General features: G+C 45.7%; 12 protein-coding genes. 2 read left to right on the top strand and 10 right to left on the bottom strand.

The annotated features are described in order from the left end of the window. Window positions 1-123: 123 nt before the first annotated feature. From EV213_RS17165 to EV213_RS17150, 4 genes are all read right to left on the bottom strand, one after another. Window positions 124-885, bottom strand: a complete 762-nt coding sequence (locus tag EV213_RS17165; protein ID WP_133581793.1) for an AAA family ATPase — start codon at window positions 883-885, stop codon at window positions 124-126. Between the two features lie 96 nt (window positions 886-981). Then, the gene (locus EV213_RS17160) at window positions 982-1,266 is read right to left on the bottom strand and encodes a metal-sensitive transcriptional regulator (protein ID WP_133581792.1); all 285 of its coding nucleotides are present in this window, start codon (window positions 1,264-1,266) and stop codon (window positions 982-984) included. 110 nt (window positions 1,267-1,376) lie between these two features. Then, a complete protein-coding gene (locus EV213_RS17155; RefSeq protein WP_133581791.1) occupies window positions 1,377-3,809 on the bottom strand; it encodes a heavy metal translocating P-type ATPase in 2,433 nt (810 codons plus the stop codon). A gap of 188 nt (window positions 3,810-3,997) precedes the next feature. Continuing rightward, window positions 3,998-4,627, bottom strand: a complete 630-nt coding sequence (locus EV213_RS17150) for a superoxide dismutase family protein (protein ID WP_133581790.1) — start codon at window positions 4,625-4,627, stop codon at window positions 3,998-4,000. A gap of 203 nt (window positions 4,628-4,830) precedes the next feature. On the opposite strand from EV213_RS17150, the gene EV213_RS17145 reads away from it, so the two are divergent. After that, window positions 4,831-5,358, top strand: a complete 528-nt coding sequence (locus EV213_RS17145; protein ID WP_243740234.1) for a M15 family metallopeptidase — start codon at window positions 4,831-4,833, stop codon at window positions 5,356-5,358. A 67-nt stretch (window positions 5,359-5,425) separates the two neighbouring features. Here the strand turns inward: EV213_RS17145 and EV213_RS17140 are convergent, their stop codons facing one another. From EV213_RS17140 to EV213_RS17125, 4 genes are all read right to left on the bottom strand, one after another. After that, a complete protein-coding gene (locus EV213_RS17140; RefSeq protein WP_133581789.1) occupies window positions 5,426-5,914 on the bottom strand; it encodes a DinB family protein in 489 nt (162 codons plus the stop codon). A 19-nt stretch (window positions 5,915-5,933) separates the two neighbouring features. Then, window positions 5,934-6,905, bottom strand: a complete 972-nt coding sequence (locus EV213_RS17135; protein WP_133581788.1) for an aminopeptidase — start codon at window positions 6,903-6,905, stop codon at window positions 5,934-5,936. A 72-nt stretch (window positions 6,906-6,977) separates the two neighbouring features. Further along, the gene (locus EV213_RS17130) at window positions 6,978-8,078 is read right to left on the bottom strand and encodes a DUF1648 domain-containing protein (RefSeq protein WP_133581787.1); all 1,101 of its coding nucleotides are present in this window, start codon (window positions 8,076-8,078) and stop codon (window positions 6,978-6,980) included. 5 nt (window positions 8,079-8,083) lie between these two features. After that, window positions 8,084-8,476, bottom strand: a complete 393-nt coding sequence (locus tag EV213_RS17125; RefSeq protein WP_133581786.1) for a GntR family transcriptional regulator — start codon at window positions 8,474-8,476, stop codon at window positions 8,084-8,086. Window positions 8,477-9,790: 1,314 nt separating this feature from the next. On the opposite strand from EV213_RS17125, the gene EV213_RS17120 reads away from it, so the two are divergent. Next, window positions 9,791-10,480: a DsbA family oxidoreductase gene (locus tag EV213_RS17120; protein ID WP_133581785.1), complete on the top strand. Its 690-nt coding sequence runs from the start codon at window positions 9,791-9,793 to the stop codon at window positions 10,478-10,480. Between the two features lie 11 nt (window positions 10,481-10,491). Here the strand turns inward: EV213_RS17120 and EV213_RS17115 are convergent, their stop codons facing one another. Then, on the bottom strand, window positions 10,492-10,785 hold the full coding sequence (locus EV213_RS17115) for a YolD-like family protein (protein ID WP_133581784.1): 294 nt from the start codon (window positions 10,783-10,785) through the stop codon (window positions 10,492-10,494). 141 nt (window positions 10,786-10,926) lie between these two features. After that, window positions 10,927-12,675, bottom strand: a complete 1,749-nt coding sequence (locus EV213_RS17110) for a glycoside hydrolase family 2 protein (protein ID WP_133581783.1) — start codon at window positions 12,673-12,675, stop codon at window positions 10,927-10,929. Window positions 12,676-12,696: the final 21 nt, after the last annotated feature.

The raw sequence follows: 12,696 nt of genomic DNA, 5'->3' as shown, positions 1-12,696 counted from the left end.
AATAAACTGTTTTCGAAAGCGGTTTCTATAAATCAACCTAAAACTGATCCCCCACCGACGATGCGTTATCAACAGGGGAAAATATATCTTGCCTAAACCGAGCACCTGCTTGTTACAACAAGACTACGGCTTTTCGTTGAATAGCTCATTCATCATCATGTCTGGACGGTTCACAAATTGCTTCATAATGTTATAGTGGTCCGTTTCCTGCCACTTTCTGACCTCTAAGCCGTCCCTTGTCAGCCAATACAATGTTGCGTTTGGATAGGCCATGAGAATAGGAGAATGGGTAGAAATGATAAACTGTGAGCGCTTTTCGACCACCAACTCATGAATGCGAGCGAGCATGGCCATCTGACGTAAAGGGGATAAAGCAGCTTCAGGCTCGTCCATAATATACAGACCATCTCCACCTAAACGGTTCATGAAGGTGGCGAAAAAGGACTCGCCATGCGACTGCTCATGAAGCGATTTGCCACCGTATGAATGACGAATCGGTGGGCTATAGGAAAACTCAGAATCGAGCTTATCAATTTGTGAGGCGACGTTATAGTAGCTTTCTGCCCTGAAAAAGAAGCCATCTTTTGGACGATAAGGCGTTTTGACGAGACGAATATAGCGATGCAGCTCTGAATGGGTCTCGCGGCTTGCGAAAGAGAAATTTTTCGTTCCTCCTTCTGGATTGAATCCCCAAGCAATCGCGATCGCTTCAATTAAGGTGGATTTGCCCATGCCATTCTCACCAATGATGAACGTGACGGCAGGATGCAGTTTTAATTGATCCAAATCCTTCAGTGACGGTAGGTTGAAGGGATATTCATTTGGATGAGGGTAGGAACGACGATGAAAATCGATATGCTTTAGATAACTGGACGTTGTCACCATAGGACAGGATCACTCCTTTGTATACTTCATACATTAAAGCGCGCCAATTCAGCACCAGTCTTCCGTGCTTCTTTAAGCAAAAACTGCGACTGCTTCTTATTTCATTCGTTTAATAATGTCCATCAATTCTTCAATCGTTTCTTCTTGGTTTCCGTTTTGTATCGCTTTGACCATGCAATGCTTGGCGTGGTCCTCCATTAAAACGAGGCTAACATTTTTTAAGGCAGATTCAACGGCTGAAATCTGGTGCAAAATGTCTACACAATACTTATCCTCATCGATCATTCTGTGTAGTCCTCTCACCTGACCTTCCACGCGTTTTAAGCGATTAAGCAAGGCTTGTTTGTTCGGTTGCACGGTTTTTTTATGCGTTTCTGCCAATCGTCTTCGCCTCCTTATTGGTGTTTCTTTTCTTTGTTTTGTGTGGGGTATTTATCCATTATTATTTTATCTGATTACAATTCTATTTACCATTCGTTATAAAGCATGTGCTAGTTCCTGTTTCTCGTTAGTTTTAAGCGTTGCAGTCGCAAGGCATTGAGCACAACGGAGACAGAGCTGAAGGCCATGGCGGCTCCTGCGATCCAAGGTGCAAGCAATCCTAATGCGGCAACTGGAATGGATGCGGTGTTATAGAAGAACGCAAAAAAGAGATTTTGTTTAATGTTTCGTATGGTTTTGCTGCTAATTTCAATGCTGTCCGCAACACTATGAAGATTTCCACGCATGAGCGTAATATCGGCCGCTTCGATGGCAATATCGGTTCCAGTTCCCATTGCCATTCCAATATCCGCAACGGCAAGGGCGGGTGCATCATTAATTCCATCCCCAACCATAGCTACCTTTTTGCCTTCGCTTTGGATGCTTTTAATGACATTCGCTTTTTCTTCAGGAACGACCTCGGCAATGACACGGTCAATTCCCACTTGCTTGCCAATCGCCTCTGCTGTGCGTTGATTATCACCTGTTAACAGAATGACCTCTAGCCCTAAGCTATGCAAGCGCTGAATTGCTGCTTTTGATGTGTCTTTCACAGTATCCGCAACCGCCACCACACCAGCAAGCTGTTGATCAATGGCCATGAGCATTGCCGTCTTCCCTTGCTCCTCAAGAGCGGTCATTTTTTCCTCTAAGGGTTCGCTCGATATGTTGTGTTTGGCGAATAGTTGTCTCGTTCCGACAAGAACCTCCGTCCCTTTTACAACGGCGCGTATGCCATACCCAGGAAGGGCATCAAAGTCCTCCAATGGTTCAAAAGCAATTCCTTTCTCTTCAATGCCTTTAACAATGGCCTCTGCCAGCGGGTGCTCGGAGCTATTCTCGGCAGCACCAACATATGAAAGAACCTTTGATTCTTCAGCATTTGGCAACAAAAAGATGTCGGTCAATGCTGGTTCGCCTTTTGTCACTGTACCCGTTTTATCAAGGACAACTGTTTGAATCGCTCGAGCATTTTCAAGATGTTCCCCGCCTTTGAACAGAACGCCTAGTTCTGCCGCACGACCAGAGCCCGCCATCACAGAGGTAGGTGTTGCAAGGCCAAGCGCGCAAGGACAGGCAATTACGAGAATCGTGATAAGTGGAACAACAGCTGCGCGGACATTGCCAGGATCAACGATGAAAAACCAAATCATAAACGTCACAGCCGCAATCAAAACAACAACAGGGACGAAGATACCAGACACTTTGTCCGCAATTCTTTGGATATCCGCCTTGCTCCCTTGGGCATCTTCAACGATTCTGACGATTTGAGATAACGCCGTATCTCGCCCTACTTTTGTTGCCTGAATTCTTAATACCCCGTTCATGTTTACAGTCGACCCGATCACTGAATCACCCTGGGCCTTATCGGCAGGAATGCTTTCGCCGGTAATCATGGATTCATCAACGGCAGAACGCCCTTGTTGAATCGTGCCATCTACCGGAATTCTCTCTCCGGGACGCACGATCACGATGTCACCGACCAACACATCTTCAATAGGCACTTCTCGCTCTGTACCTTCTCGAATCACCATGGCTGTCTTCGCCTGAAGCCCAAGCAGCTTTTGAATGGCCTGACCTGTGCGCCCCTTTGCGCGCACTTCGAATAATTTCCCAAGTAACACTAATGTTATGATAACAGCGCCCGCCTCAAAGTAGAGTTCTGGCATGTGGTGACCAAGGCCGCTTTGGTTCCATTCCCAAACTAAGAACAGACTATAGAAAAAGGCGACCGTTGTTCCCAAAGCGACAAGGACGTCCATATTGGCACTTTTGTTTCGCAGCGCTTTGTATGCCCCTTTATAAAACTGAGCACCAACAATAAATTGAACAGGTGTAGCCAATGCCAGCTGCACCCAAGGGTTCATAAAGAACATTGGAACATAAAGAAATGACGTGAATTGAAAGTGAGACACCATCGTCCATAAAAGCGGGAACGTAAGCACCGCTGAGAGAATAAATGTTCTCGTTTGCCTTTGAATTTCGTTTTCCTTATGATCGGCAGTTTCTTCCCTCGATGTTGGCGATAGCAATTCATAGCCAAGCTTTTTGGCAGCCTCCTTCATCTCGTTGGCTGTAATCTGATCGCTATCGTACACCATGGTTACATTCTCCAAGCTAAAATTAACAGAGGTGCTAAACACCCCATCCATTTTGGATAACCGTTTTTCAATCCGATTCGCACACGCCGCACAGGTCATGCCTGAAATAACAAAGGTTTGTGTATCGTGTACAACGCTATACCCTAGCTTTTTGATTTTATCTTCAAACGCTTGTGCATTTGTTCTTTCAGGGTCGTAGGAGACCTGTGTTTTTTCTATCGCAAAGTTGACGTTCGCTTTTTGCACACCATCTATTTTCGAAAGACCTTTTTCAATTCGATTGGCGCACGCAGCGCATGTCATGCCAGCGATGTGTAACGACACCTCTTTTTGAGCTTCCAATGATAACCCCTCCTTACAAGTAGGATGTTGTCTATTTATCTTCTTTCTTTCAATGCACGGAAGTTAAAAGTCTGTGTTAATTCTTCTCTTGAAGTCGATCATACCATACCCCCCTATGGTATTCAACAATGAGGGCCGAGCACAGAAAAAGAGAGAAGTCACGTTCACTCCTCTCCAATGCGTTTCAATTATGGGGCAATGATGACACCACACGCTACTCGCGCGCCACCGTCTCCTGCTTTTAATGTTTCTTTGTCCGGTCCAGGTGTATCCTTTTCAGTCGATTGATAACGGTCGGGAATATTGGACAGGTTATCAGCCTTTTCGTGAATGATGATGCCTGTCGCTGCCTCTACAAGCTCTTGGCCGGAAAATCGATCCGTTTGTACGGTAAGCTTGGCGTTTCCATCTGTTGTGACGAATAAAGGTGGCAAGTCGCCTACATGGTTCGGGTGGTCTGCATGTGTTGGGTTGTAATGCCCTTCAGCAGTTGTGAAAGGCCCTTCTTTGGCGTCTGCCTCGCAAATACCAACCGTATGGATATGGAACCCATGAAAGCCCGGCTTTAATCCAGCTACTTCAATGTCTACCTTTGTCTTGCCGTCTACGTCGTGAAATGTCACCTCGCCAATGACATCTTTATCGGTATTGATCAGTTGCGCAATAGCGGAGGGACGTTCTGGCGTTTCAGAAAGAGCTTCGACATCCTGCCCATCGCCAGACACTGGATCGGACTCCTCCGTCTGTGGATTTTGGTTGCAAGCTGTAAGGAGGCACAAGAAAACGATCGTCAATATACTGTAGCGAACATAGGTCAACGGGAATCACACCTTTTTTGTAGTTGCCACCAGTATGGACAATGAAGGCTAGCACTCATACGTCAAAATTGAACATCCCGTGACAAAGAGGCGCAAGTTAACAGTATTCACCACAGAGACCAGCATTCAATGCTTTAATGTTTCCTCCAACTCCACTACACTGAACATAGGTACCATCCACCCTACGATTCGGAGAGATCAGCATGCCGTTTTCACGCATATTATTTTTAATGCTTTGTGTTATTTGCATTGTCATTTTTGTCCGCTATTGCGCCCCCAGCGATATGCCTTTTTCGAGGCAACCGCTGTTAGAACAATTAAAAGAAGAAGCTCCTGCCAAAGGATTGCATCCAGCAGTGGAAGAAAAGAAAAATCGTTTGATTGAACAAACGCTTGCTATTGGTATTCCTATCTTAATTACGGATGGTTACCGTTCAGTTGAAGAGCAAGACCGGATCTATGCCAAAGGACGTACAGCCCCCGGAAATATAGTGACGCATGCAAAAGGCGGAGAATCCTTACACAATTATGGATTAGCGATCGACTTCGCGCTAAAAATACCAGATGGCAATGTCGTTTGGGATTTGGAACGCGACGGCAACCAAAATGGAACCTCGGACTGGATGGAGGTTGTCGCCATTGCAAAGGGTCTCGGCTTTGAATGGGGCGGCGATTGGCCGCAATTTAAGGATTACCCCCATTTTCAATTCATTCCTGACGATATTAGGTGAAAATAAAACAGGGTTGTCCGAAAGTCATGATCATGACCTTTGAGACAACCCTTTTTCATACTGTCGTTTAACGATACAAATAATAAATATAATCGAGAGGAACCCCAGCGTAACCTAGCTGATGGAGCATAGCGGAGATATTGCCGCGATGATACGTCCCGTGGTTAATCACATGACCTAAAATTGTTTCAACAGGCCAAGGTTTCGTTCCGTAGGCGGGATGAGTGAGCTCAATGCTTTTCTTTTCCTCAAGGCTAAGTTTTTTGAGACTTTTATTTAGAAAGCTCTCATACAAAGTGACGAGGTCTTGAAAAGATACGCTCCTTAACGCTTCCTTTTCAGTATCGACGGAGGCTTTCACAGTTATGAATTCTTCGCCATCGATCGTTTTTAACCACGTCATGTCCATTAAATACATATGTTTAACGACCTCTAAGATCGACGAAAAAGTGCCTTCAATCTCCTTCTCTGCAATACCTTCTGGCAGTGTCTGCACATGGGCAAACAATGTTGCGTTTGCCCATGTGTGGTACGCCGTATCAACCGACCCTTTCATACACTCCACTCCCTAACGTTTAGTTTACCGTATCAAGCACCTGTCCTTGATCTACGACAAGTGTATCGCCAAAGTGCACAGTAGGCGTAAGTGTCACACAATCTAGATGGACACCGGCATCGATCGTTCCGCCAAAGGTTTTGTTCGAACCAAAGGCGACGTGAATCGTCCCATACGCCTTTTCATCCTCAAGAATGTTACCGGTGACGCGTGCATGCGTGTTGGTTCCGATACCAAACTCGGCGATGCACCTTCCATCTTCTTTTCCTAGTAGCTCCAGCAAGCGCGCTCCATCTTCCCCCGAAGCATCGACGAGGCGTCCTTCCTCTACCGTTAAAACGACAGGAGCCGCGACCTTCCCGATGCCAGCGATCGATCCATCAATATAAATACTGCCTGTTGAGTCTTCCATTTGCGGAGCGATAAAACTCTCGCCAGAAGGCAGGTTTCCAGAATGTCCTCTGCCTTCAAAAACGCCAGCGGATGGAATTCCTTGACGATCGGCAATGTTGAGGGTCAGCAGATGATCTTTGTCCGGACCCGTTTTTATCGTAATTCGTTCATGTCTGTGCAATTGCTCTGTAAAATGGGCTGTCAGTTTTTTCACCTTCGTATAATCGGCTTTCATCGCACCTTCTGTGAACATGTCCATCGTAATTCCTGGCATCGTCACGACTTTGGTGCCTGCTGTACTCGCTGCTTTTCTTGCTTCTGTGTGCGTTAGTGAATGCTCGCACACACAAAAACAAATATCGCTTGCTTTCATTAACGCCGCAATCGTTGCTGGGGGCTCCTCACCAGAACGTTCTCTTGTTTGCATCACGGCAAAGTCACAAGCATACCCAAGCTGGCAAAGTGCATCAAACATTAGCCTGCCAATGTCCTCCTTGTCCAAATCGGCCAAAACCACCACATGCTCCTTGCCGGTGGCTAGCACATTTTTTTGCATCATGTTGTCAATAATCGGAATGAATGTCTGTAATGTTGTCATGGGATAACCCCTTCTATAAATGATATTGTCTTATGATCATACATCAAAAACGAACAAACAGCTTCGTTATTCTTACCACATTGTCCAGAGACTAAGGGCTAGCGAGCTCCCCAGTATGATCGCCAAAACAATCCATACTGTCGGACGGCCAAGGTTCACTGTCCAGCCAACGCCCATACGTTTCTCCAAAAAAAGCGCGGGATCATGACGGTTGATATAAAATAACCCAAGCTTCCAATAGCGGTCATCGTCTCGCTGTACACCGATCCCCTGGTCTGAGTCAGGAACTCGAAGCCTGCTTCCACCCTGCCCCGTGATAAGAGATAGTACGATTGCTCCGATGATGATGACGGTACTTATCCCTATAGGAACAATCGTGATCAAAGTGCTCGGGACCTCTATAAGGTACGTCAGCTGCAAAAAGAAAAACAGTCCAACAATGAGAACGCATGTGATTAAAAGAAAAAGTGACCAATAGGCGCGGAACGACTGTTGTTGTTTTAATGAACGCTTACGGTGAGCTGGATCAATCTGCTGTTTCGCACGATCGATCATGCTGTTGATGAAGACAAAAAGTGCGATCATATACACTTGAATGATCGGCAACAAATAAACGATTTTATACGTTTTTTCTTCCCACACTGTCACATTGCCGGCAAAGTCATATTTCATCGGCAATGGATTCGGCATCTGGTTGTAGTTTAAAAACGTAAGTACAAAGGACAGCATGGCAACCAACGCTGGAATAACAAACCAAGCATTACTGTACACCGCTTTTCTTTCAGCAGCAGACGTCAAATGAGCCGTTGCATATTGCCGCTGCTGTGCATGCCATGCTTTCGATTCTTTTAAAGCCTTCATTTTGTGATGTGCTTTAAGATACACCCAAAAAGCGACTATAAAAAACAGGAGTGGAAGCATCGAAAGAGCGATAATGCGACCTGTGTCAGCGTCGGTAACGTCCTTTACTAGTAGCATCATCCCTAGTATGAGGAGAATAGATGTCAGGCCCGTCCATTTGATGTACCGTTTCCTTACCCCCGTGATCTCCTCTTCCTGAAAAGCCTCTTCAGGAATGGAAATGCCAAAGCTAATCGTTTTTCTTGTCAAATACGGCATCATAATGACAGATGCACATAAAGGCAACAGGACGATAAGCATAAAAAATTCCATCACCTTCACTCCTCCCCTGCTGAATGTATTGTATTGTATGTGAGTCGAACAAGCTGTTGAATATCATCCTCAGTCATCTGCCTACAGATCGCCTCTGCCATAAGTGGACGCAACTGCTCGTGAAGGAGCTCCTTGTAAACTGAATCGGCAGGAGTGACCCCCTCCGGATGAACGACTACCCCTTTTTGGCGATGAATTAGGATAAACCCTTCTTGCTTCAGCTGTTGATAAGCTTTGTTCACTGTATGCAGATTAATGCCTAAATCAGAGGCTAAGCTTCGAACAGACGGCAGAGGAGCTCCTGGGGCCAATTCTTTTCGAGCAATGCCTTCGATGATTTGCTGCTTCATTTGCGTGTAGATGGCAACGTCTGAGTTTAAATCAATGTTGAGGAACAATCATTTCACCTTCTTTTTTATATCTGTTATATATAGTGTATAACAGATGTTATAAATACACAATACATTTCATGATACGTCTAGAAAGATGTTCTCTCTAGTGCCCTTTCCACTACCTTCGTTGGTTATGGTCGGAATTGAACCAACAAGGTCCATCTCATTTCATTCGTTCTTTCCAATCACCAAAAGCTGCAACTAGTGAGAATCTAGCAGTAAAGAAAACATGACGAGGTCTTTATGGATCGCTCCGTCAACAAACTTCGCTTTCTGTGGGGCACGGCTTCAGCTTCTTCGGAAAGCAGGCTTTCCGAGGGGATCTTCAGCTCGCGCTGATCCCACTAGAGTCTACGCATGTTGACTACGCTGATGTTTGTTTCTGCGCACATTGTTTTATTGTGGGCTCGGTCTCGTATAGAGGGTAAAAGCCGTGTGGCAACCAAATCAGGCAAGTACGTGCAATGTTTCAAGAGATCACTTGGTGCCTTTTACACGAATGTCGTTTGATGAAGGAATGAAGTGAACCTATAAAAGGTCGGTCTCATTTCATTCGTTCTTTACAATAACCAAAAGCGGTCACTAGTGAGACTCCAGCAGCAAAGAAAACACGACGAGGTCTTTTCAAGTTGAAGATGCGCTAGGGTGCGCGGGAATGACGACGGCTCGGTCAACAAACTTCGCTTTCTGTGGGGCACGGCTTCAGCTTCCTCGGAAAGCAGGCTTTCCGAGGGGATCTTCAGCTCGCGCTGATCCCACTAGAGTCTACGTCTGTTGCCTACGCTGATGTTTGTTTCTGCGTACATTGTTTTATTGTGGCGCGGTCTCGTATAGGGGGTAAAAAGCCGTGTTGCGACCAAATAAGGCAAGGAAGTGCAATGTTTCGAGTTAGATCACATGGTGCCTTTTACACGAATGTCGTTTGGTAACTTTTGAAAATGAAACCAAAAAAGATCTTTCTCATTTCATTCGCCCTTTATCATAACCAAAAGCGACGACTAGCGAGACTCCACGACTAAGAAGTCATGACGAGGTCTTTTCGAGTCGATGATGCACTTGTGCCCTTCAGGGTGAAAGCGAACGTATAGCCGTTTGCCTAGAGAAAATGTTTTCCAACTGTTAACTTGTGCGAAAACAAGAACCATAACTCATCCTGAATAAAATAAGATCTACGTTACCTGATGGGGCACTAGTTTGTGCTATGCTCATGTCGTTTACTAAGCTATAGTTGAGAAAAGTGGACATTTGCTATGCTTAAGGATATGAATGGGCAACCCCTTAACAGTTTAAAAGTATGAAATTGTCTCCCAAGAGAGGAAAATGAAAATGGTAAAAGTTGATATTTGGTCGGACGTTGCTTGTCCATTTTGCTATATCGGAAAACGGAATTTTGAACGTGGCGTGCAGATGCTGGAGGGTGAACAAGACATAGAGGTGAATTTCCGAAGCTTTCAGCTTGATCCATCAGCCCCTGTGACGACAAAGGACAGCGTACACGACATGCTCGTCAAAAAATATGGCATGCCGCTGGCGCAAGCGAAGGAAATGAATCAAAACGTGACGCAAACGGCAAAGCAAGCAGGGCTTCGCTTTGATTTGGACAATGTGGTGCTCACAAATACGATGGACGCCCATCGGTTGAGTCATTTCGCAAAGCAACAAGGCAAGATGAACGATGTGATTGAAGCATTACTGTGCGCCTATTTCGTGGAAGGCAAGCATGTGGGCGATCTTTCTGTGCTGGCGTCGATTGGCGAACAGGCCGGCCTCGACAAAAACGCCGTGAGGGACATGCTAGCAGGACATTCGTTTAAAGCTGAGGTGAACAAGGACCAAGAGGATGCCAAAGCAATTGGCATGACGGGTGTGCCTTTTTTCGTCATCAATGATACCTATGCCGTGTCAGGCGCGCAGCCTCCCGAAGTATTTGCGAATGCGTTGCGCGATGTGACCGAGAAGGAAAAACTGAGTCAAGATGCGGTATGTACAGACGCTCATCGTTGTGAATAGGTCTAAACAGGTTACCGTCTTGTCATACGAATAATATGAGCAACAGTGACCCATTCTTTCCCAATCAACAGACGGCCTGTGGCTCCATCAATGCGTTTTGGCATCCCCGATTTCGTCAAATAGACACCATGAAGATAATACGTGATCTGCAACGCTTCATCCGCATGAATCGCTTGCAGAATGAGCCAATAATGGGATTGAATCGTTTCTTGAGACAGGAGCGGCGATGCAGCTACAAGATAAGGCAACAGACACTCCGCACATGTCTCTGGCTGCGAAGACTCTTTCGGTAATGATCGATACACGCCCTCTCCTCCTCAGGAACAAGTGTTTGCATTCATAATATCAGAATATACGTTCGCTAATCAAGTGTATGTTTTTCCACAACGACAAAAAGCAGCGCGTCTCATCAATTGAGACGCGTCTGCTTTTTTCTGTAGAGCTATTTACAGGCGATTGATTTTTTTGATGTCTTCAATTGGCACCTTAGGCTCACGTTGTTCGGTTAACAGCCCATTCACTTCCTGTTGCACATCTGTAATTTGCGTGTAGCAGTACCCGACAATTTCAGGGTGTTTTCGAATCGCTTCGGTAATCGCATGGTAGCGAGAAAGGAAGGCTTCTTTATCGGCGACTTGATTGCCGTACCCCCAACCCTTTTCTGTTTCAAAGGCAATGCCGCCGTATTCACTAATTAATATCGGCTGCCCCTTGTATTCATAGCCCTGTGCAAATGGAAACTTCCCGTGATTGTGCGACACTTTGTTATCAGTAATCCGGTCCATCTGCTCGTAACGCTCGGTGAACGCAGTGCCCAGCTCCTCGTAATCATGCAAGGTGAGAATATCTGAAATCGTATGCTCCCAGCCATCATTCACAACGACCGGACGCATTGGATCAATGGCCTTTGTTAATGCATAGATTCCCTCTGTAAACTTCTGTTGTTTTTGATCACTGTAAATTTGTGCCACACCCCATGACTCGTTAAACGGTACCCACGTAATAATAGACGGATGATTGTATTGCTGGCGAACAATTTCCAACCATTCTTCTGTAAACGACGTCACCGCTTCATCGGAAAATTCGTAGGCTGCCCCCACTTCAGACCAAACGAGCAACCCCATCTGGTCACACCAATAGAGGAAACGTGCATCCTCGACTTTTTGGTGCTTACGAACACCATTAAAGCCCATCGCCAATGTTTTCTCAATATCATCCTTCATCGCTTCATCCGACGGTGGAGTTAAATGAGTGTCAGGCCAATATCCCTGATCCAACAAAAGCCGTTGGTAAAGTGGCGAATTGTTCAGTAGGATTTGTCCTTTGTCAGTCGAAATTTTTCGCATCCCAAAATATGAGGTTACTTCATCAATGACCGTTTCACCGTCGTACAATGTGAAGGTGATGTCATACAAATGAGGATGCTCCGGCGTCCAGTGCCTCACCTTCCACTCGGTTAAGTCACTTGTAACATCCGCTGTAAGCTTCGTTTTTGTACGTGTTGGCGTAAACGAAAATTGGTTAATGAGGTCATTTTTATATGTGATCGTCGTTTGCAACGACAATGCAGTGTTGCCTTCTCCAGCGAGCTCATATTCCAGGCCCAAGGTTGAGGTGTCAATGTCTGGTGTCATTTTCACAGTCTTAAGATGCTGCTTGCTGACAAATTCGAGCCACACCGTTTGCCAAATTCCCGTCGTTTGTACGTACCAGCAACCAAAATTCTCATCCACCCAGCGCTGCTTCCCACGAGGCTGTTCAGTGTTTTTGCTGTCCACGACCTTTACAACGAGCTGATTTTCCCCAGCGTCTTTAAGATAAGGTGTGATTGAAAATGAAAACGCAGTGTAACCACCCTTGTGATTGCCTGTGTAGTGTCCATTCACCCACACATGGGTCACATAATCACTTGCTTGAAAGTGAAGTAGCGTCTCTTGATCCTTCGACTCACTAGGAATTGTAAAACGTCTCGCATACCAAACGGTGTCATGGTGCGTTTCATCACCAATACCACTAGCTTTACTCTCATAGGCAAACGGGACTTGGATCTTTTGGTCAAGTGCAGGCGCTTGCGGCCAGTTCGCTTTTTCGCCTTGATGGTCATCATCAAAAGCAAAATCCCATTGCCCATTCAAACACTGCCAGCGGTTTCTCCTAAATTGCGGTCTCGGGTACTCGGTTCTTTCAAATGTCATTGCTTTCCCCACCTTTTCATT

It is taken from the genome of Aureibacillus halotolerans (genome assembly GCF_004363045.1).
GTDB lineage: Bacteria > Bacillota > Bacilli > Bacillales > DSM-28697 > Aureibacillus > Aureibacillus halotolerans.
The sequence above is the reverse complement of the archived record's forward strand: the minus strand, read 5'-3'. Positions and strand labels throughout refer to the sequence as shown.